19 protein-coding genes are annotated in these 19,331 nt (G+C 67.4%); 12 read left to right on the forward strand and 7 right to left on the reverse strand.

The features are described from left to right. The 3 genes from QF040_RS05490 to fabG are packed head-to-tail and all read left to right on the forward strand — an operon-like array spanning position 1 to position 1,948. Entirely contained in the window at positions 1-756 is a 756-nt protein-coding gene (locus QF040_RS05490; protein WP_429614620.1) for a class I SAM-dependent methyltransferase, read from the forward strand. Next, positions 753-1,220, forward strand: coding sequence for a hydroxymyristoyl-ACP dehydratase (locus QF040_RS05495; protein ID WP_429610149.1), 468 nt, complete (start codon positions 753-755; stop codon positions 1,218-1,220). Before QF040_RS05490 ends, QF040_RS05495 begins: the two co-directional genes overlap by 4 nt. After that, positions 1,217-1,948: a 3-oxoacyl-ACP reductase FabG gene (gene fabG, locus QF040_RS05500; protein WP_429610150.1), complete on the forward strand. Its 732-nt coding sequence runs from the start codon at positions 1,217-1,219 to the stop codon at positions 1,946-1,948. The genes QF040_RS05495 and fabG overlap by 4 nt, the downstream gene beginning before the upstream one ends. Before the next feature lie 16 nt (positions 1,949-1,964). Here the strand turns inward: fabG and QF040_RS05505 are convergent, their stop codons facing one another. The 4 genes from QF040_RS05505 to QF040_RS05520 all read right to left on the reverse strand — a co-directional run bounded on the left by QF040_RS05505 (position 1,965) and on the right by QF040_RS05520 (position 5,121). Further along, complete coding sequence (locus QF040_RS05505) at positions 1,965-2,657, reverse strand: mobilization protein (protein WP_307507321.1); 693 nt, start codon at positions 2,655-2,657, stop codon at positions 1,965-1,967. A 73-nt stretch (positions 2,658-2,730) separates the two neighbouring features. Further along, a complete protein-coding gene (locus tag QF040_RS05510; protein ID WP_429610151.1) occupies positions 2,731-4,023 on the reverse strand; it encodes a type II toxin-antitoxin system HipA family toxin in 1,293 nt (430 codons plus the stop codon). Continuing rightward, entirely contained in the window at positions 4,020-4,343 is a 324-nt protein-coding gene (locus tag QF040_RS05515; protein WP_429610152.1) for a helix-turn-helix domain-containing protein, read from the reverse strand. The genes QF040_RS05510 and QF040_RS05515 overlap by 4 nt, the downstream gene beginning before the upstream one ends. Positions 4,344-4,410: 67 nt before the next feature. After that, positions 4,411-5,121 carry a hypothetical protein gene (locus QF040_RS05520; RefSeq protein ID WP_429610153.1) on the reverse strand — a complete coding sequence of 237 codons (711 nt, stop codon included), beginning with the start codon at positions 5,119-5,121 and terminating at the stop codon, positions 4,411-4,413. Between the two features lie 163 nt (positions 5,122-5,284). Here QF040_RS05520 and smc point away from each other — a divergent pair, with 163 nt between their 5' ends. From smc to def, 5 genes are all read left to right on the forward strand, one after another. Then, positions 5,285-8,800 (forward strand): chromosome segregation protein SMC, encoded by a 3,516-nt coding sequence (smc, locus tag QF040_RS05525; RefSeq protein WP_429610154.1) that lies wholly within the window; start codon positions 5,285-5,287, stop codon positions 8,798-8,800. Between the two features lie 13 nt (positions 8,801-8,813). Next, on the forward strand, positions 8,814-9,917 hold the full coding sequence (locus QF040_RS05530; protein ID WP_429610155.1) for a cell division protein ZipA C-terminal FtsZ-binding domain-containing protein: 1,104 nt from the start codon (positions 8,814-8,816) through the stop codon (positions 9,915-9,917). Between the two features lie 24 nt (positions 9,918-9,941). Then, a complete protein-coding gene (gene ligA, locus QF040_RS05535) occupies positions 9,942-12,026 on the forward strand; it encodes an NAD-dependent DNA ligase LigA (RefSeq protein ID WP_429610156.1) in 2,085 nt (694 codons plus the stop codon). A 112-nt stretch (positions 12,027-12,138) separates the two neighbouring features. Further along, positions 12,139-12,597: a hypothetical protein gene (locus QF040_RS05540; RefSeq protein WP_429610157.1), complete on the forward strand. Its 459-nt coding sequence runs from the start codon at positions 12,139-12,141 to the stop codon at positions 12,595-12,597. A 32-nt stretch (positions 12,598-12,629) separates the two neighbouring features. After that, positions 12,630-13,169 carry a peptide deformylase gene (gene def / locus QF040_RS05545; protein WP_013541635.1) on the forward strand — a complete coding sequence of 180 codons (540 nt, stop codon included), beginning with the start codon at positions 12,630-12,632 and terminating at the stop codon, positions 13,167-13,169. A gap of 17 nt (positions 13,170-13,186) precedes the next feature. Here the strand turns inward: def and QF040_RS05550 are convergent, their stop codons facing one another. Then, positions 13,187-13,576, reverse strand: coding sequence for a DoxX family protein (locus QF040_RS05550; protein WP_176657565.1), 390 nt, complete (start codon positions 13,574-13,576; stop codon positions 13,187-13,189). 155 nt (positions 13,577-13,731) lie between these two features. On the opposite strand from QF040_RS05550, the gene QF040_RS05555 reads away from it, so the two are divergent. From QF040_RS05555 to QF040_RS05565, 3 genes are read left to right on the forward strand one after another with little or no spacing between them, the layout of a single operon-like run. Continuing rightward, on the forward strand, positions 13,732-14,766 hold the full coding sequence (locus QF040_RS05555) for an amino acid ABC transporter substrate-binding protein (protein WP_429610158.1): 1,035 nt from the start codon (positions 13,732-13,734) through the stop codon (positions 14,764-14,766). Next, positions 14,763-15,761 (forward strand): amino acid ABC transporter permease, encoded by a 999-nt coding sequence (locus tag QF040_RS05560; RefSeq protein ID WP_429610159.1) that lies wholly within the window; start codon positions 14,763-14,765, stop codon positions 15,759-15,761. Before QF040_RS05555 ends, QF040_RS05560 begins: the two co-directional genes overlap by 4 nt. Continuing rightward, positions 15,758-16,816 carry an amino acid ABC transporter permease gene (locus tag QF040_RS05565; RefSeq protein WP_429610160.1) on the forward strand — a complete coding sequence of 353 codons (1,059 nt, stop codon included), beginning with the start codon at positions 15,758-15,760 and terminating at the stop codon, positions 16,814-16,816. The genes QF040_RS05560 and QF040_RS05565 overlap by 4 nt, the downstream gene beginning before the upstream one ends. Here QF040_RS05565 and QF040_RS05570 read toward each other — a convergent pair. Both QF040_RS05570 and QF040_RS05575 read right to left on the reverse strand, forming a co-directional pair. Next, on the reverse strand, positions 16,771-18,297 hold the full coding sequence (locus QF040_RS05570; RefSeq protein ID WP_429610161.1) for a sodium:solute symporter family protein: 1,527 nt from the start codon (positions 18,295-18,297) through the stop codon (positions 16,771-16,773). The genes QF040_RS05565 and QF040_RS05570 overlap by 46 nt on opposite strands. Beyond that, on the reverse strand, positions 18,294-18,581 hold the full coding sequence (locus tag QF040_RS05575) for a DUF3311 domain-containing protein (RefSeq protein WP_429610162.1): 288 nt from the start codon (positions 18,579-18,581) through the stop codon (positions 18,294-18,296). The genes QF040_RS05570 and QF040_RS05575 overlap by 4 nt, the downstream gene beginning before the upstream one ends. A 212-nt stretch (positions 18,582-18,793) precedes the next feature. On the opposite strand from QF040_RS05575, the gene QF040_RS05580 reads away from it, so the two are divergent. Continuing rightward, positions 18,794-19,330: a cupin domain-containing protein gene (locus QF040_RS05580; RefSeq protein ID WP_257859700.1), complete on the forward strand. Its 537-nt coding sequence runs from the start codon at positions 18,794-18,796 to the stop codon at positions 19,328-19,330. Position 19,331: the final 1 nt, after the last annotated feature.

A 19,331-nucleotide genomic window follows, 5' to 3' on the forward strand; every position in this document is an offset into this window, starting at 1 on the left:
ATGTCGTCGCTGTCGACCGACAACGCATGGCGCGAACTGCATGAAGCCGCAACCGTTCCCTACAAGAAGGGCGGCACCTTCGCCTGGCAGTTCGCCCGCGGCAAGCTCGGGCGCGACCCGGTGTTCCGTGGCCTGCTCGAACGCGGGCTGATCGACGCGCAGCATCGGCGCGTGGTCGACATCGGCTGCGGACAAGGGCTCTTCGTGAGCCTGCTGGCGTCGATGAGCGCCATGCAGCAGCAGGGGCGTTGGCCCGCTGCGTGGCCGGCCACACCGGCCGCCGCGGATTACACCGGCATCGAACTGATGCCCAAGGACGTGGCCCGCGCCGAGGCATCGGTCGGCCATCTGCAGCCGACGCCGCGCCTGGTGTGCGCCGACATGTGCTCGGCCGCCTTGCCCGACTGCGACCTGGTCGTGATCCTCGACGTGCTGCACTACGTGGACCTCGAAGCTCAAGAAGGCGTGCTGACGCGCGTGCGCGATGCGCTCGAGCGCGGCGGCAACCCGAAGGCGCGGCTGCTGCTGCGCGTCGGCGACGCATCGAGCCGCCGCGGTTTCGCGATCAGCCAGTGGGTCGACCGCACGGTGACGCGCATCCGCGGCCACAAGGTCTCGCCGACCTGGGGCCGTCCGCTCGCCGAATGGACGGCGCTGCTGCAGCGCCTGGGTTTCCGCGTGCAGAGCATTCCGATGAGCGAAGGCACCCCGTTCGCCAACGTGCTGCTGGTCGCCGATCTGGAGGCCGCCGCTTGACGGCACCGCAGACGCTCGACCGCGCGGGCATCGCCGCGCGCATTCCGCACAGCGGCAGCATGTGCCTGCTGGAGCGGCTGGACGGCTGGGATGCGGAAGTGATCCGCTGCAGCACGACCACGCACCGTTTGCTGGACAACCCGCTGCGCACGACCGGCGGATTGCTCGCTCCGAATGCCATCGAATACGCGGCACAGGCCATGGCGCTGCATGGCGGGCTGCTGGCCGCGGAGGGCAGCACGCCGTCGGCGGGTTTTCTCGCGAGCGCGCGCAATGTGCGGTTGGCCGTCGCGCGGTTCGACGACGTTGAAGGCGAGCTGCACGTGCAGGCCCGGCGCCTGTCGGGCGACGAGCGACAGGTCCTCTACGAATTCGCGGTGAACGCCGACGACGGCCGCACGCTCGCCGAGGGGCGGGCCGTGGTGGTTCTGAACACACCGCTCGCAACAGAAAGCACTGCATGAGTCTCGAAGGAAAACGCGCGCTGATCACAGGTGCCAGCGGCGCACTCGGCGCGGCCATGGCCGAGCGGTTCGCGCGGGACGGCGCGACGGTGCTGCTGCATGCCAACTCGCGGCCCGAGGCGGTCGAGCAACTGGCCGCGTCGATCACCGCGGCGGGCGGCAAGGCCGAATGCCATGTGTTCGACCTGCGCGGCGATGAGGCCTCGGCGGCCGCGTGCGCGCGCATCCTGGAAGGCGGGCCGGTCCAGATCCTCGTCAACAACGCCGGCGTGCACGACGACGCGGTGCTGCCGGGCATGCGCGCCGATCAGTGGCACAAGGTGATCGACGTGTCGCTCAACGGGTTCTTCCGTGTGACGCAGCCGTTGCTGCTGCCGATGATGCGCACGCGCTGGGGGCGCATCCTGAACATCTCGTCGGTGTCGGCGATCACGGGCAACCGGGGGCAGGTGAACTACGCCGCGGCCAAGGGCGCGCTCAACAGCGCGACCAAGGCGCTGTCGCTCGAAGTGGCGTCGCGCGGCGTGACGGTCAATGCGATCGCGCCGGGGATCATCGCGTCGCCGATGGCGGATGCGGTGTTCGATCCCGCGGTCATCAACCAGATGGTGCCGGTGAAGCGGGCGGGAACGCCGCAGGAAGTGGCCGCGCTGGCCTCGTTCCTGGCCAGCGACGAAGCGGCCTACATCACCGGGCAGGTGATCTCGATCAACGGCGGGATGATCTGAGGCGTGTGGCTGGGCGTTACAGCGGCAGCGTGTCGAACGCCGCGTAGGCTGTAGCCAGCCACGACTTCACGCGCTGGCGTTCCAGCAGGCCCAAGGCATGCGCGCCTTCGCGGTCGTTCACGGCCTTCCAGAAGCTCGTGTTCTGCGCATCGATCTTGCGCATGCTGGCCTCGTGCAGACGCGGCAACGCAATGACCCGCGCACCATTCGCATTCGCCTTGGAGAGCGACTGCGACGCCAGCAGCATCCCGAAATCGCTGCCGCGGCCGTAGTTCTGCACCACGATGTAGTTCGGCCGGTTGCCGAAGGTGTCGATCAGCGTGCCGAGCAGGTCGGTGGAGTCCTTGCCGTCGTCGAGGACGTGCCAGAAATTGACGGTCACGCCGATTTCGGCGAACACATCGAAGAGGTCCGACTCCTTGATCCAGCGCGACAGCGGGGCCAGCGTCTGGGCCGCCAGGTCGACGATCACGCTTTGCTTCGGGTTGGTTTCGAAGCCGTTCACGACCGTGTCGAGTCCTTCGTAGCTGTCGACCACGACGGGCGAGGCGAAGCCTTCGTAGAAGCGGGTGAACGAGCTGTGCGAACGGTCGGTGTCGAAGCCGGTGAAGGGGCGGCTGCGGTCGATGAAGTACTGCGCCAGGACGCGCGCAGTGACCGACTTGCCGACACCGCCTTTTTCGCCGCCGATGAAATTGATGGAGCTCATGAGTTGCTGCTGCCTCGAATGGGTTGAGGGGTGAAGGGCTGAATCATTCTAGGGGGCGTGTTTTTCTGTTTGTCTATTTGCCACGCTTGGCCATGCCTTGCAGCAAGGGGTGTGCCTGCAAGCGTTGCTGCAGGCGCTTTTTCCACGGCGCCGGCAGTGTCGAGGCGTCGATCATTTCGGGCCAGAGGCTGCGCGCGAGGCGTGCCGTGTCGGAGACCACGCGCCGCACCAGCGGTTCGTGCAGTCCGGTCGAGAAGCAGAAGGCACGCACATTGGTGGGCGTGAAGAGGGCGGTGCGCTTGGCTGTGGCGGCTGCATTCGGTAGCAGTGGCAGGGCATGGCCGTCGACCCCCTGGAGCGCTGCGTAGGCGACGATGTCGTAGGCCGGGGCCAGCCGCGGCGCGATGCCGTCGGCATACAGCACGCCGAAGTTCTTCAGATGGGCGTCGGGGTTGCCGAGCAAGTCGTTCACCGCGAGGCGCCGCACGAGCTCGAGCACCGCGTCTTCGCCCAGCGATGGGAACGCTTGCATCGCGAGCGCCATGTCGAGATAGCTGGCGCTGTACTTGTGCATCGGGTCGACGGCGAGCACCTGCGCGAAGTCTTCGAAGTGGATGCGGCGCGCGCCGTCGCGGTCGAAGCGCGTGACGGCCAGGAAGTCGGGCTCGTCGGGCAGTGCGTAGCTGTGCTCGGCCTTGATGGCCGAGAGCGGTGCCAGTTCGGCCTCGCATACCGTGACGCCCGCGGCGCCCGCCATCTGCAGCGAGAGCATTTCGAGCTGCGGCATGTGCGGCCGCCCGGCCACGGGCAGCTTGGCGATCACGCGCGTGCTCGCGCCGGCCCGCGTGCGCGCCACGTAGCGGCCGCCCTGGCGGCGCAAGCCGAGCTTGGGCTGCACGCCCGAGACCGAAATGCCCTGCGGCATCGGCAGTTCGACCACGGACATTTCGAGTGCGTCCTGGTCCTGGGTGATGAGCCGCTGCAGCGTGCCCCGGTCCACCGACACCGGCTTGGCGCTCACCGCGCCGGGCAGGTCGCCGCCACAGGCCGCGAGCAGTTCGAAGTGATCGTTTTCGCGGCAGCCGCGCAGTTGCGCGATGTGGCTGCGCAGCACGCCCTCGGGCAGCAGATTCTGGAAGAAACGGGGGAGTTGTCCGCCCTGGGCGTTGAAGAGCGGGTTCTTCACGTCGCTCCAGAGAGCGGCCTGCGTGGCGGGGTCGCTCGCCACCATCGAGAGGGAGAGCACCTCCTGCGGCGGCGCGGCGATCAGCTCGGGCTCCGCCACGAAGCGGCACAGGTCGGCGTACTGGAAGAGCTTGCCGAAACGCCGTGTGCCGAGCGAGATCTCCAGGATCTTGACGTTCATGGCGAGCGTCGCTTGTTGGTGGCGGTGTAAGGCGGCGGGGCCGGGGCCTGCGCGACCGCGTGGCCCACGCGGGTGGCGACAGGGCGGTAGCCGGGATCGGTGGCTGCGGTTTCACCGAAGCCCTTGGGCGCCAGCTGCAGTTCCAGCCCGAGCGCATCGACCAGCGCGAGCAGCGAGGACATTTGCGGATTGCCCTGAAGGCTCAGGGCATTGCGGACCGAGCGCTCGGTGAGCCCGGAGCGCAGCGCGATCTCGGCGGTCGAGAGGCCCGACGCATCGCGCCGTGCGACCAGGGTGTTGATGAGCTCTTGCCTGTTCACGGAAAGATAATACCGGAAACGCCAGTTTGGGAAATATATTTCCTGGGTGACGTCGCGGCTATCCGGCTTATTTGGGCACCAGGGTGAACAAAGGCATGACCACGCCCATCACCCAGTTCTGGCCGAAGTCGAGTGCCGCGCGGCGGTATTTCTCGTCGGCCTGCGCGGCCAGCAGGTCGAGCCGGGCCACCACCTTCGACAGCTCGCGGTCGGCCACGAGGTTGCGGCCGCGCTCGCTGATCTCGGTGGCCAGCAGCAGCGGCTGGCCGTCAGGACCGGTCTTGGAGGAGATCAGCCAGAGCGAGATCTCGAAATTGCGCGCGGCCCGGTAGCTGTTCTCGGCGTCGACGCCGTCGATCATGGTCTGCTCCCAGGTGCCGCCGTTCGCCTGCTTGAGCATCGCGGCCCAGCCGACCACCAGGGCGGCGACGCGGTCCCCCTGGTAGGCCTGCGGGCCGGTCTCGAAAGCCAGACGGATGGCCTCGATGCCGTTGGCGCCGCGCAGTTCGGGCAGGTCGGGGCCTTTGAGGACCGCGTCCCAGGTGCGCTGGATGGCTTCGTCGATGCTCGCGGCCGCCTTGCGCCATTCCCGAGGATTGCGCCGGTAGAGCGTGGTCTGCACGCGCCGGATCGACTGCAGGTTGTCGCGCAGCGAGAGATTCGCGATGCGGTTGGCGCCGGACTGCAGCCATTCCTGGTTGGCATAGGGCTCGGCGCGGTCGGTCGAACGGAACGAGGAACAGCCCGCCAGGCCGAGCAAGGAGGCGGCGCCTGCCAAGAGGCAGGTGCGTCGCGCCGCAAGGGGGTAAAACCGGAGAAACACTCATGCCCTGACGTTATCATCCACGGCTGGGGCGGCGGCTCGCTTCGAGCAGCGAGCCCGTGCAATTTTCCTTACAAATCAATACCTTGGCGTTAACGCCTAGGCAGGCCGACAAGTCGTGCGTCTCAATTCCATCAAGCTTTCGGGCTTCAAGTCGTTCGCCGAACCCACCAACTTCCTGCTGCCGGGCCAACTGGTCGGCGTGGTCGGGCCCAACGGTTGCGGCAAGTCGAACATCATGGATGCGGTGCGCTGGGTGCTCGGCGAATCGCGCGCCTCCGAACTGCGTGGCGAGTCGATGCAGGACGTGATCTTCAACGGCACGACCACCCGCAAGCAGGCCAGCCGCTCGAGCGTCGAACTGGTGTTCGACAACGCCGACCACCGCGCCGGCGGCCAGTGGAACCAGTTCGGCGAAATCGCGGTGCGGCGCGTGCTCACGCGCGACGGCACCAGCAGCTACTACATCAACAACCAGCCGGTGCGCCGCCGCGACGTGCAGGACGTGTTCCTCGGCACTGGCCTCGGACCCCGTGCCTACGCCATCATCGGCCAGGGCACGATCAGCCGGATCATCGAGTCCAAGCCCGAGGAACTGCGCTTGTTCCTCGAGGAAGCCGCCGGCGTCTCCAAGTACAAGGAGCGTCGCCGCGAGACCGAGAACCGCCTGGGCGACACGCGCGAGAACTTGACGCGCGTCGAAGACATCCTGCGCGAACTCAACGCCAACCTTGAAAAGCTCGAGAAGCAGGCCGAGGTGGCCGCGCGCTACAACACGCTGCAGGGCGAGGCCACGAAGAAGCAGCACCAGTTGTGGTTCCTGAAGCGCAGTGAGAGCGATGCGGACCAGGCCAAGATCAAGGCCGATTCCGAGCGCGCGATCAACGACCTCGAATCGCGCACCGCCGATTTGCGCCACATCGAAGCCGAACTCGAGACCGTGCGCCAGGCCCACTACGCGGCCGGCGACCAGGTCAACCAGGCGCAGGGCAAGCTCTACGAGGCCAGCGCCGAAGTCGGCCGGCTCGAAGGCGAAATTCGTTTCGTGGTCGAAGGCCGCCAGCGTGTCGAGCAGCGGCTCGTGCAGTTGCGCGAGCAGATGGGCCAGTGGGGCACCCGCCGTGAAGAAGCCGAAGCCGAGATTGAGACGCTGGCCGGGAAGGGCGTCGATGCCGAAGAGCAGGCGATCCTTTTGGCCGCCCAACTCGAGGAACACGACGCGCGCATGCCCGAGCTCGAAGAAGCCGTGCAGCGCGCCCAGAACGAAGCCAACAGCCAGCGCACGACCGTGTCGCAGGTGCAGCAGCAGATCCAGGTTCTGGCCGCCGACCAGCGCAACATCGAAGACCAGAGCCGCCAGCTCACGCAGCGCAGCGAGCGCCTGCGCGCCGACCAGAACGCGCTGGCCGCGCCCGACGAGGCCAGGCTGCTCGACATGCAGGAGCAACTCGCCGCTGCACAGGAAACCGCGAGCGAAGCCGAGGCCCGCCTCCACGAGCTGCAGGAAGCCGTGCCGCAACTGGACGACGACCGCCGCGCGAAGCAGCAGGCCGTCAACACCGAAGGCGCGCGCCACGCCGAGTTCTCGGCGCGGCTCGAAGCGCTGCGTGCGCTGCAGGAAAAGGTCAAGACCGACGGCAAGCTGGCCCCCTGGCTCGCCAAGCATGGCCTTGACGGCCTGCAGGGCCTGTGGAGCCGCATACACATCGAGCAGGGCTGGGAAAGCGCGCTCGAAGCGGCGCTGCGCGAGCGCCTGGGCGCGCTCGAAGTCAGCCGGCTCGACATGGTCCGCGCCTTCGGCAACGACGCGCCGCCGGCCAAGCTGGCGTTCTACAGCCCGCCGTCGGCCGGTGCGCCGCAGGGCGCGGCGACGCTGCCTCGGCTGTCGAGCCTGCTGCGCCTGAACGATGCCGGCCAGCAAGCCTTGCTGAACGACTGGCTCCACGGCTGCTACACCGCAGCGAGTTTCGAAGAAGCACTGGCGCAGCGCGCCACGTTGCAGCCGGGCGAAGTCATCTATGTGCAGAGCGGCCATGCCGTGTCCTCGCACAGCGTCAACTTCTACGCGCCCGATTCCGAGCAGGCCGGCCTTCTGGCCCGCCAGCAGGAAATGGAAAACCTGGAGCGCCAGCTCCGTGCGCAGACCCTCATCAACGAAGAGGCGCGCACCGCGCTGATCCGCGCCGAAGCGGCCTACGGCGACGCAGCGCAACGCCTCGTGACCGCACGCCGCGAAGCCGCCGACACCCAATCGCGCGCCCACGAATTGCAGGTCGAGACGCTGCGCATGACCCAGCTTGCCGAGCAGACGCGTGCGCGCAGCCAGCAGTTGGCTTCCGACCTCGGCGAAGTCGATGCGCAGCTTGAAGAACTGCAAGAGAAGCGCATCGCCGCCGAAGGCCGCTTCGAAGAGCTCGACATGCAACTGGCCGACAGCCAGGAGCGCCATGCGCAACTCGACGAGCGCGTGATCGAAGCCGGCCGGGCGCTCAATGCCAGCCGCGAGCAGCACCGCAGCCTCGAACGCCAGGCGCAGGAGGCCACCTTCTCGCAGCGCACGCTCGAAGCCCGCCGTGCCGAACTGAATCGCGCCATCGAGACCGCCTCGCAGCAGGTCGTGGCGCTCACCGACGAAGACGAGCGCGCCCGCGCCGAGCTGAGCCGGCTCTCCGATGCCGCGGCGCAGGCTGGCCTCCAGGACGCGCTGTCGCTCAAGCTCGAACGCGAAACCTCGCTCGGCGCAGCGCGCAGCCAGTACGACGACCTCACGCTCAAGCTGCGCGCCAGCGACGAGCGCCGCCTGCAGCTGGAGCGTGAGCTCGATCCGCTGCGCCAGCGCATCACCGAATTCCAGTTGAAGGAGCAGGCCGCGCGCCTGGGCGTCGAGCAGTACCAGCAGTTGCTGGAAGACGCCGGTGCCGACCTCGAGGCCGTCGCGCAATCCATCGAGACCGACAAGGTGCGCCTGACCGGACTTCAGAGCGAAATCGACCGCCTCAACCGCGAAGTGGTCGCACTGGGTGCGGTGAACCTCGCCGCGCTCGACGAACTTGCGATTGCCAGCGAGCGCAAGACCTTCCTCGATGCCCAGTCGGCCGACCTGAACGAAGCCATCGGCACGCTCGAAGACGCGATCCGCAAGATCGACGCCGAAACGCGCGACCTGCTCGGCGGCACCTTCAAGATCGTCAACGAGCATTTCAGCCGCATGTTCCCCGAGCTCTTTGGCGGCGGCAATGCGCGGCTCGTGATGACGGGCGACGAAATCCTCGATGCCGGCGTGCAGGTGCTCGCCCAGCCGCCCGGCAAGAAGAACCAGACCATCCATCTGCTCTCGGGCGGCGAGAAGGCGCTCACGGCGATTGCGCTCGTGTTTGCGATCTTCCAGCTCAACCCGGCGCCGTTCTGCCTGCTGGACGAAGTGGACGCGCCGCTGGACGACGCCAACACCGAACGCTATGCCAAACTCGTGACCGCCATGAGCCGCGAAACCCAGTTCCTCTTCATCAGCCACAACAAGATCGCCATGGAAATGGCCGAGCAGTTGATCGGCGTCACGATGCAGGAGCAGGGCGTTTCGCGCATCGTCGCGGTGGACATGGAGGCCGCGGCCTCGATGGTCGAGGCCGCTTGAGCTGGCGGCGCGCATGAGCAATCTCACTCTCGCTCTCTCCATTCTTGGAGGCCTCGTCCTCGCGGCCGTCGTCGGCTACGAAACCTTCATGTCGCGCCGCAATGCGCCGCGCCAGCCCGATGCGGTAGATACCGCGCTGGCCGACGTGGAGCGCTCGATGTCGTCGTCGGGCGACGGCGCGGAGCCGATGCTGCACGTCGATCCGAACCAGCGCTCGGCGCACGATCGCCACGAGCCGCTGTTCGATCCCGACCTGCCGGCGCCCAGCGGCGTTCCGGTCGCCACCGGCGAGCGGCGCGGCGGGCTCGATCCGCTGATCGACGTGATCGCGCCCGTGTCGCTGGACGGCCTCGCCTCAGGCGACGCCGCCATCGCGGCCATGCCGCCGACGCGGCGTGCGGGGAGCAAGCCGGTCGCGATCGAAGGCCTCAACGAGCACACCGGCCAATGGGAGCCGCCCGTGGCCGGGCAGCGCTACAGCGCGTTCCAGGTCGGCGTGCAACTGGCCAACCGCACGGGCGCGCTCAACGAAATCGAATACTCCGAATTCGTGGTCAAGGCACAGGCCTTCGCCGATGCGGTCAACGGCTCGCCCGAATTTCCCGAGATGCTCGACGAAGTGGCGCGGGCCCGCGAGCTCGACCAGTTCGCAAGCGCGCACGACGCGCAACTCGGATTCGTGCTGCGTGCGCTGCACGCGGCCTGGAGCCCGGGCTATGTGCAGCAGAATGCCGCGCGGCTTGGTTTCGTGGCCGGCATCATCCCGGGGCGCATGGTGCTGCCGACCGGCGAAGTCGGCCTGCCGCCGGTCCTCGGGCTGGCCTTCGATACGCAAGCAGCGCTGGCCGACGATCCGGCGCAATCGGCCATCCGCGAACTCAGCCTGAGCCTCGATGTGCCGCAGGTCGATCGCGCCGAAGAGCCGTTCCGCCGCATGCGCGAAGCAGCCGCGACGCTCGCGCGCGAGATGGACGGCGTGGTGACCGACAGCGACGGCCAGTTGCTGCGCGACGAGACGATGGACGTCATCGGCAACGACCTCGAGCAGCTCTACGACACGCTCGATGCGCGTGATCTCGCGGCGGGCTCGCCGCTCGCACGGCGCCTCTTCAGCTAACTCCGACCTTCGGGAGACACCCACATGACGACGCGCGACGAAGCGGCACGCGAAGCCGCCGCACTGAGCGAACAGCTTCACAAGCACGCCCACCTCTATTACGTGCTCGACGCGCCCGAGCTGCCCGACGTCGAGTACGACAAGCTGTTCCAGCGCCTGCAGCACCTGGAGACGGAATTTCCCGAACTGCGCACGCCCGATTCGCCGACGCAGCGCGTGGGCGGCAAGGTGCTCGACGGTTTCACCAAGGTGCGCCACAAGGTGCCGATGCTGTCGATCCGCACCGAGACCGACATCACGCCCGGCGGCGCCAGTGCCTTCGATGCGCGTGTGCGCAAGGAGTTGGGCCTGGCCGAGGACGGGCCGCAGGTGTCATACGTGTGCGAGCTCAAGTTCGACGGCCTCGCCATGAACCTGCGCTACGAAGACGGCGTGCTGGTGCAGGCCGCGACGCGCGGCGACGGCGAGGTCGGCGAAGACGTCACGCAGAACATCCGCACGGTGCGCGAGATTCCGCTGCGGCTCAGCGGCAAGGCGCCGCCCGTGGTCGAGGTGCGCGGCGAGGTCTACATGAAGCGTGCCGATTTCGACGCACTCAACGAACGCCAGCGCGAGAAGATCGCGGCCGGCCAGAAGAACGAGAAGATCTTCGTGAATCCGCGCAATGCGGCGGCCGGTGCGGTGCGGCAACTCGATCCGGCGATTGCCGCAGCGCGACCGCTGAGCTTCTTTGCCTACGGCCTGGGCGAAGTCACGCCGGCCACGGAGGGCGGGCCGGAATGCCCGACCCAGTTCGACTGGCTGCAGCAGTTCCATGCCTGGGGTTTTCCGGTGGCCACGCAGACCGCGCGGGCGACCGGAGCCGTCGAGCTGATCGCGTTCCACGAGAACATCGGCCGGCAGCGCGATGCCTTGCCCTACGACATCGACGGCGTGGTCTACAAGGTCGACAACATCGAACTGCAGCGGCAACTGGGCTTTGTATCGCGCGAGCCGCGATGGGCCGTGGCACACAAATACCCGGCGCAGGAGCAGCTGACCGACGTGCTCGGCATCGAGATCCAGGTCGGCCGCACCGGCAAGCTCACGCCGGTGGCCAAGCTCGCGCCGGTGTTCGTCGGCGGCGTGACCGTGACCAACGCCACGCTGCACAACGAGGACGAGGCCCGCCGCAAGGACGTGCGCGTGGGTGATACGGTCATCGTGCGGCGTGCCGGAGACGTGATCCCCGAAGTGGTCGGCGTGGTGCCCGAGAGCCTCGCCAAGCCGGAGGGCGAACGCGGGCCGGTCTTCACCATGCCGCACCAGTGTCCTGTGTGCGGCTCGGAAGCCGTGCGCGAAGAGGAAGAAGTCGACTACCGCTGCACGGGCGGCCTGTTCTGCGCGGCGCAGCGCAAGGAAGCCATCCTGCACTTCGCGGCACGGCGCGCGGTCGATGTCGACGGGCTGGGCGACAAGCTGGTCGAGCAACTGGTGGATGCCAACCTCATCCGCACCTTGCCCGATCTCTACAAGCTCGGCTTCACCACGCTCGCGGGACTGGACCGCATGGCCGAGAAGTCGGCCAAGAACCTCGTCGACGCACTCGAAGCGTCCAAGAAAACCACGCTGCCGCGCTTCCTGTTCGGGCTGGGTATCCGGCACGTGGGCGAAAGCACGGCGAAGGACCTGGCCAAGCATTTCGGCAAGCTCGACGCGATCATGGACGCGACCGAAGAGCAGCTGCTCGAGGTCAACGACGTGGGCCCGGTGGTGGCGCAGAGCCTGCGCACCTTCTTCGACCAGCCGCACAACCGCGAGGTCGTCGAGCAACTGCGCGCCTGCGGGCTGACCTGGGAAGAGGGCGAGCCCGCGGCCCGCGCGCCCAAGCCTTTGGCGGGCCTGACCTTCGTGATCACCGGCACCCTTCCTACGCTGGGCCGCGACGAGGCGAAGGATAAATTGGAGGCAGCCGGGGCCAAGGTCGCCGGCTCCGTCAGCAAGAAGACCCATTACCTCGTGGCCGGCGAAGATGCCGGCAGCAAGCTCGACAAGGCCCGGGAAATCGGGGTGGCGGTGATCGACGAGGCGCGTATGCTGGAGATTCTCGAGAACGGCATCACGGAATGAGAGCGCCACCGGCGGCCTCTTTACCGGCCGTTACCTAGCTTCATCGGAGCGCAGTCAACAGGGTCTACAACCTGGCGTTGAAAGACAACTGAAGGCCAACAAGGAGCCCCTCATGCAAAAAATTCGCGTTCTTGGTGCCAGCATTGCCCTCGGTGGCGTTGCGCTGCTGACGGGCTGCGTTGCGGTTCCCGGCGATCCGTATTACTCGGGCGGCTACTCCGGCGGTTATTCCGAGCCGTACTACTCCGATCCCTCGCCCGTGGTCGTTTCGCCAGCGCCGGTCTACATCCAGGGCGGGGGCTATTACGACCGTGGCCGTTACTACGACCGCCGTCCGTACTACGGCCGCCCCGGCTATCCGGCCGTGCGTCCGAGCTATCCGGCGGTGAGGCCCAGCTATCCCGCCGCACGTCCTCCGCGGGCCGATTGGGGCGGTGGTCGTACGGGGCCCGGAACCGCCGGCGGTGGCATTCCGGGCATCACGCCCTCGCAGCCGCAGCAGATGCCCCAAGGCCGGGCGCGGCTGTGGACCTCGCCGGATTCGAAGAACTCGAACCAGGCCCCTCCGTGATCCTGGCTTAAGGCCATCGCGATAATCCCGCGATGGCCATTCGCGAAATACTCAAGATGGGCGACCCCCGGCTGCTGCGCATTGCGCAGCCGGTCGCCGCTTTCGATACCGACGAACTGCACCTCCTGGTGCGCGACATGTTCGAGACCATGCATGCGGTCAATGGCGCCGGCCTTGCGGCCCCGCAGATCGGCGTGGACCAGCAACTGGTGATTTTCGGCACCGACATCGTCAACCCCCGCTATCCCGACGCGCCGCCGGTGCCCCGCACTGTGCTGCTGAACCCCGTCATCACGCCCATTGGCGAGGACGAGGAGGAGGGCTGGGAAGGGTGTCTTTCGGTGCCGGGCCTGCGCGGCGTGGTGCCGCGCTTCGCCAACATCCGCTATACCGGTTTCGATCCGTACGGCGACCCGATCGACCGGGTTGCCAGCGGTTTTCATGCGCGCGTGGTGCAGCATGAAGTCGATCACCTGCTGGGCAAGCTGTACCCGATGCGGGTGCGCGATTTTTCGCGCTTCGGCTACACCGAGGTCCTGTTCCCGGGACTCGATGCAGCCGACGACGACTGAAGCCTAAGCCGTCGCGCTTACTTGTTGCTGAGGCCGAAGCGGCCGCCGCCCGTGAAGGCCAGCGAGATCGCCGCGAACAGGAACATGCCCTGCAGCTCCAGCGCCCAGCCGCCTTGACCGTTGATCGCGCCGAGGTCCTTGCGGTGCACCAGCCAGATCGCCACCAGCATGTTGATCGCCACGATCACCGCGGCCGGCCGCGTGAACAGGCCGACGATCAGCAGCGCGGGCGCGAGGATCTCACCGACATAGACCCCGTACGCCAGGAACGCCGGCAGGCCGTGCGAGGCCAGCATGCCGCCGATGCCATCGACGCCCTTGGTGACCTTGGCCACGCCGTGCAGCAGGATAAGGATGCCCAGCGCGAGGCGCAGAACGAGCTTGCCGGTGTCGTCGGACTTGAACATTGTGTGATTCCTGTTCGGGAGAGTTGATAAAGGGCCGTATGGTATTGCGGTATTGGCGCTGCAAAGGGCATATGCATCCAACCGACCTGTCTTTGGCGCGGCCGCGCGACGCCCCGTACACTGGCTTTTGTTGTCTGTTGAGGAGAAACACCCCCATGAAAAATCGATTCCGCCCGGCCCTGATCGCCGCCGCATCCCTGCTCGCCCTTGCCTCCGCCGCGCCGGCCTTCGCGGGCAAGACGCTCGATGCGGTCAAGCAGCGCGGTACCGTCAAGTGCGGTGTGACCAACGGGGTGGCGGGCTTCTCCGCACCGGACACCCAGGGCAACTGGTCGGGCCTGGATGTCGACACCTGCCGCGCCATTGCGGCGGCCGTGCTCGGCGATGCGAAGAAGGTCGACTTCGTGCCCCTCAATTCGCAGCAGCGCTTCTCGGCCCTGCAGGCCGGCGAAATCGACATCCTCGCGCGCAACACCACCTGGACGCTCACGCGCGACGCCTCGCTGGGCTTCAACTTCACCACCATCACCTATTACGACGGCCAGGGCTTCCTGGTGCCGAAGAAGCTCAAGGTGACGAGCGCCAAGCAGCTCAAGAACGCCACCATCTGCACGCAGTCGGGCACCACCAACGAGAAGAACGTCTCCGACTACTTCCGTGCCCAGAACATCCCGGTGAAGACTGTCGTCTTCGAGAGCTTCGAGGCCTCGTTCAAGGCCTTCTTCTCGGGCCGCTGCCAGGCCTTCACAACCGACGCCTCGGCGCTCGCGGGCCTGCGCAACAAGGAAGCGCCTAACCCCGACGACTACATCATCCTGCCCGAGCTGATCTCCAAGGAACCGCTCGCGCCGCTGGTGCGCCGCGGCGACGACGAGTGGTTCGCCATCGCGAAGTGGGTGCCCAACGCGCTCATCGAGGCGGAAGAAGCTGGTGTCACGCAGGCCAACGCCGACGCGCTCAAGGCCAGCAGCAAGGACCCGGCGCAGCAGCGCCTGGTCGGCACCGGCGAAGACCTCGGCAAGCTGCTGGGCCTGGACAAGGACTGGTCGTTCCGCGCGATCAAGGCTGTGGGCAACTACGGCGAGGTGTTCGAGCGCAACGTCGGACCCAAGTCGGTGCTCAAGCTGCCGCGCGGCTCCAACAATTTGTGGAGCAAGGGCGGCCTGATCTACGCACCACCGGTTCGATGAGCCAGGGGGCCTCGCGCCGCGGCGCCTGGCTGGCCTGGACCGTCCAGGCGCTGCTGGTGCTGGCCGTCGTGGCCGGTGCTTTCTGGGTGGTGCACCACGCGCTCGACGTGCTGCGCGCACGCGGCGTCCGGTCCGGCTTCGACTTTCTCACCGAGCCCGCGGGCTTTTCGATCAGCGAGGGCTGGCTCGATTTCGACGCCAGCCAGCCGTTCTGGCGCGCCTTTCTCGCGGGCCTCATCAACACGGTGCGGGCGGCGGTGCCGGCGGCGATTTTCTCGGTCGTCCTCGGCACGCTCATCGGCATCGGCCGGTTGGCGCCACACGTGCTGCTGCGCGGTATCTGCACCGCGTATGTCGAGCTGCTGCGCAACGTGCCGCTGCTGGTGCAACTGCTGATGCTGGCCTTCGCGATGGCGAACCTGTTGCCCGATCCGACCGAACCGGTGCGCCTTTTGCCGGGCGTGTGGCTCAGCAAGGGCGGGCTCAGCGTGCCCTGGCCCGTGGCGGGCGAGGGCGGCTGGTGGCCGACGCATTTCGAGTGGCCCAAGCGCGGCGATTTCGGCGTGAGCGGCGGCGCAGCGCTGAGCCCCGAGTACGTGACCATCGTCGCGGGCCTGTCGTTCTATTCGGCGGCATTCGTCGCGGAGATCGTGCGTGCCGGCATCCTCTCGGTCTCGCAGGGGCAGGTGCTGGCGGGACAGGCGCTGGGCCTGTCGTCGGTGCAGCAGCTGCGCATCGTGATCCTGCCGCAGGCGCTGCGTGTGATCGTTCCTTCGCTCACCAACCAGTTGCTGAGCCTCGTCAAGAATTCGTCGCTCGCGGTGGCCGTGGGCTATCCGGAGCTGGTGTCGGTCGCCAACACCACCATCGGATCGAACGGGCGCGCCTTCGAGTGCATCGCGATCATCATGGCGGTGTACCTGCTGCTGTCGCTCGCCATCTCCTTCGGCATGAACCGCTACAACGCGCGCGTCGCTTTGCGGGGGTGGCGATGAGAAACGTGTCGCAAGGCCCGATTGCGTGGCGCAGCGAACTCTGGGGTTCGCCGCTGCGCGCGCTGGCGACGGTGCTGCTGATCGTGCTGCTCGCGTGGGTCGGTTTTCACATCGTCGACTGGGCCGTGGTTCACGCGGTGTTCCGCGCCGATGCCGAGGCCTGCCGCGCAGTGCAGCACGGCGCCTGCTGGGGCGTGGTGGCCGAGAAGTGGCGGCCGATGCTGTTCGGGCGCTTCCCGTATGAGGAGCAGTGGCGCCCCGCCATCGCTGTGGTCGTGCTGTCCGCCGTCACCGTGCTGAGTGCGTGGCCGCGCAGCTGGCGCTGGTGGCTGGTGCCGCTGTGGGTCGTGGCGCTGGTGCTGTTCGTGTTGTTGATGCGCGGCGGCGTCATGGGGCTGAGCCATGTGCCGACAAGCCGCTGGGGTGGCCTGCCGCTCACCATCGGGCTCGCGGTGGTGGGACTGGCGCTGTCCTTTCCGCTCGCGCTGCTGCTCGCATTGGGCCGGCGCTCCGGCTGGCCCGTGGTCCGCACGCTGAGCGCGAGCTACATCGAGCTGGTGCGCGGCGTGCCGCTGATCTCGGTGCTGTTCATGGCCTCGTTCCTGCTGCCGCTGCTGTGGCCTGCGGGCTGGCAGCCCGATGTGCTGGTGCGCGTGCTCGCGGGCCTCACGCTGTTCGTCGCGGCGTACCTGGCCGAGATCATCCGAGGCGGCCTGCAGGCCGTGCCGCGCGGGCAGACCGAGGTGGCGATGGCGCTGGGCTTCGGGCGCTGGCCGGTGCAGCGCGACATCGTGTTGCCGCAGGCCCTGCGCCTCGTCGTGCCGGCACTCACCAACAGCGTCGTCGGCACGTTGAAGGACACCTCGCTCGTCACCGTCGTGGGCCTCTTCGAGCTGACCGGCGCGCTGGGCCTTGCGCTCGGCGGCGATCCGGTCTGGCGGCCGTTCTACCTCGAGGGCTATCTCTTCATCGCCGCCGTGTATTGGGTGCTGTGCTTCGGGCTCTCGCGCTACAGCGTGTGGCTGGAGCGCAGGCTGGCGAGCGCGCCGACCTGAGCCGCATTCTGCGGACTGTCTTCCTGCAGTCCAAGTGCGATGGCCCTGGGTTGCGGCGCCTTCGTCACGAGGCTCACGACGACAACGACTGCGGCGTTGATGGCCATCGCGATCAGGCCCGCTTCCCATTGCGGCACCGTCGCCGCCCAGAACTTCGCAGCGAACGGCGCCAGCAGCGCGACGAAGCCGGCCACCAGCCCGGCCAGCACGCCGACAGCGCTCGTGCGCTTCCAGAGGAATCCGAGGAACACACCGGGCGCGAGCATGCCGATGGCCGAATACGCATCGAGCAGGATCTTCACCAGCGACCCTTTCTGGCTCACCGACAGCCACACGGCGATCGCCGCGAAAACCACCAGCGAGCCGCGCGACAACGCCAGTGAAGCGCGCTCGCTCAATCCGGCCTTGAACGGCCGCACCACATTGCGCGTGAAGATCGACCCGGCCGTCAGCAACAGCAGCGACCCGGGCGCCAACGCCAGCAGGAAGCCCGTGCCCGCCAGCAGCCCGACCGTCCACGCCGGATAGCGGTCGGACACGAACTGCAGCAGCGCCGCGTTGAGGTTGCCGCCCGGCGGCTGCGTCTGCGCCAGCAGCGCCGCGAAGCCCAGCAGGATGATGAAGAAATAAGCCAGCGAATACAGCGGCTGCCAGATCGCGTTGCGCCGGATCGCCGTCGCGCTGTGCGCCGTGTACGACATCTGGAACAGGTGCGGGAACACCCAGTTGCCCAGCGCGATGTTGATGGCGGAGGTCATGAGCCAGATCGCGGTGGTCGGCGAAGTGGCGTCCAGCCCGGGGAACTTGCCTATGCCCGGGTGCTTGGCTTCGGCCATCGAGAACAGGTCGAGCAGCGAAGCCGCGCCCACCTTGCTCGCGACGGTGACGCTGAGCAGCACCACCACGACCACCATCAGCACGTCTTTCACGCCAGCGGCAAAGGCGGCGGAACGCACGCCCGCGACGAACACGAAGGCGATCATCAACACGCCTGCGCCGATGGTTGCGGCTTCGCTCGTGATGCTGTTGCCCAGCGTGAGCTGCACGATCAACCCGAGGCTCACCAACTGGATCTGCACGTAGACCACCAGCGAGGCGATGCCGACCACGCCGGTCAGCACGCCCAGCCACGGCGCTTCGTAGCGCGCGGCGAAGAAGTCGGACTGCGTGAGCAGCTTGCCGATGCGCCCCGCGCGCCAGATCCGCGGCATCAGCCAGTAGCCGACCGCGTAGCTCATCGACACCGAGCAGAACGCGAGGTACGCCGGCGCGCCCAGCGCCCAGGCGTAGCCCGAGATACCGAGCACCGCGAAGGTCGTGTAGACCTCGCCCGCGTTCATGAACCAGAAGATCAGCGTGCCCAGGCTGCGCCCGCCGACGGCCCAGTCGGCGAAGTTGTTGGCGCGGCGCGTGCGGCGGCCATAGGCGATGGCGCCGGCCACGGTCGCGAGCAGGATGGCCAGGACGATGGCGAGCTTCATGGTGCGCCGTCCTCATGCGTCTTCAGGCTATGGGCGAGGAAGGCGGCTTCCTCGGCCTCCACACCGGCTTTGGCATCGAGCCGGAACACGATCGCGATGACCACGCTGGTCAGCACGATGCCCGCCATCTGCCAGAACATGGGGAAGGGCAGTCCGAACGGAGTGAGCGCGATGTCGTTCACGGCCGGTGCGAGGCAGGCTTGCCAGATGAACGGAAAGACCAGCAGCCAGCGGTGTCCAAGGCGTCGCCGGGTGGGGCGTGTAGGGGGAGGCGGGTTGGCCATCTCGATGCTCCTGTAAAGTATTACTGCACGATCTGGGCGCGGAGTGTGCAGAGAAAATGCACAGAGCACAAGTAGGGGTGACAGCGAAACTAGCTTTCTAACCGGATGGGTTCGAGCGTATTTAGATGCTTGACGTGCACCATAACCGTACATACCATCCCGCTATTGTGCTGTTTCACTGCACAACCAAAGAAAAGAGAAAGACCCAGTTCATGATCGGCGACCGACTGAAGGAATTGCGAACGGCCCGCGGCCTGTCGCTGCGCGAACTGGCCGCGCAGGCGGGCGTTTCCGCCACGCTGCTGAGCCAGATCGAGCGCGCCGTGACCGATCCCAGCCTCGAAACCCTGCGCCGGCTCGCGGGCGTGTTCGGCGAATCGGTGTCCTCGCTGTTCTCGGAGCCGACACCGCCCACCGTCTGGATCAGCCGGCCGAGCCAGCGCGTGATGCTCACCGCGCCCAAGGGCCAGGTGGCCTACGAACGGCTCACGGCCGGCGCGGGCCAGCTCGAAGTGCTGCGCGCCGTGCTCGAACCGGGCCAGATGTCGGCCGACGAGCCGCGCGGCCACGAATCCGCCGAATGCGTCTACGTCGTCGCGGGCGCACTGGTGGCGCAGGTGGCGGGCGTCGATTACGCGGTGAAGGCCGGCGAGAGCATCTCCTTCGATGCGCGGCTGCCGCACCGCTACATCAACGCCTCGCAGGCACCGACCGAAATCATCCTGTCCGTCACCCCACCGAATCCCTGAC

The organism is Variovorax sp. W2I14 (genome assembly GCF_050435205.1).
Lineage (GTDB): Bacteria > Pseudomonadota > Gammaproteobacteria > Burkholderiales > Burkholderiaceae_C > Variovorax > Variovorax paradoxus_C.

Bases quoted from the DNA above. Each gene is read 5' to 3' on its own strand.
- QF040_RS05490 (WP_429614620.1), top strand. From the start codon at position 1: ATGTCGTCGCTGTCGACCGACAACGCATGGCGCGAACTGCATGAAGCC.
- fabG (WP_429610150.1), top strand. From the start codon at position 1,217: ATGAGTCTCGAAGGAAAACGCGCGCTGATCACAGGTGCCAGCGGCGCA.
- QF040_RS05505 (WP_307507321.1), bottom strand. From the start codon at position 2,657: ATGAGCTCCATCAATTTCATCGGCGGCGAAAAAGGCGGTGTCGGCAAG.
- QF040_RS05510 (WP_429610151.1), bottom strand. From the start codon at position 4,023: ATGAACGTCAAGATCCTGGAGATCTCGCTCGGCACACGGCGTTTCGGC.
- QF040_RS05530 (WP_429610155.1), top strand. From the start codon at position 8,814: ATGAGCAATCTCACTCTCGCTCTCTCCATTCTTGGAGGCCTCGTCCTC.
- ligA (WP_429610156.1), top strand. From the start codon at position 9,942: ATGACGACGCGCGACGAAGCGGCACGCGAAGCCGCCGCACTGAGCGAA.
- QF040_RS05540 (WP_429610157.1), top strand. From the start codon at position 12,139: ATGCAAAAAATTCGCGTTCTTGGTGCCAGCATTGCCCTCGGTGGCGTT.
- def (WP_013541635.1), top strand. From the start codon at position 12,630: ATGGCCATTCGCGAAATACTCAAGATGGGCGACCCCCGGCTGCTGCGC.
- QF040_RS05550 (WP_176657565.1), bottom strand. From the start codon at position 13,576: ATGTTCAAGTCCGACGACACCGGCAAGCTCGTTCTGCGCCTCGCGCTG.
- QF040_RS05555 (WP_429610158.1), top strand. From the start codon at position 13,732: ATGAAAAATCGATTCCGCCCGGCCCTGATCGCCGCCGCATCCCTGCTC.
- QF040_RS05560 (WP_429610159.1), top strand. From the start codon at position 14,763: ATGAGCCAGGGGGCCTCGCGCCGCGGCGCCTGGCTGGCCTGGACCGTC.
- QF040_RS05565 (WP_429610160.1), top strand. From the start codon at position 15,758: ATGAGAAACGTGTCGCAAGGCCCGATTGCGTGGCGCAGCGAACTCTGG.
- QF040_RS05570 (WP_429610161.1), bottom strand. From the start codon at position 18,297: ATGAAGCTCGCCATCGTCCTGGCCATCCTGCTCGCGACCGTGGCCGGC.
- QF040_RS05575 (WP_429610162.1), bottom strand. From the start codon at position 18,581: ATGGCCAACCCGCCTCCCCCTACACGCCCCACCCGGCGACGCCTTGGA.
- QF040_RS05580 (WP_257859700.1), top strand. From the start codon at position 18,794: ATGATCGGCGACCGACTGAAGGAATTGCGAACGGCCCGCGGCCTGTCG.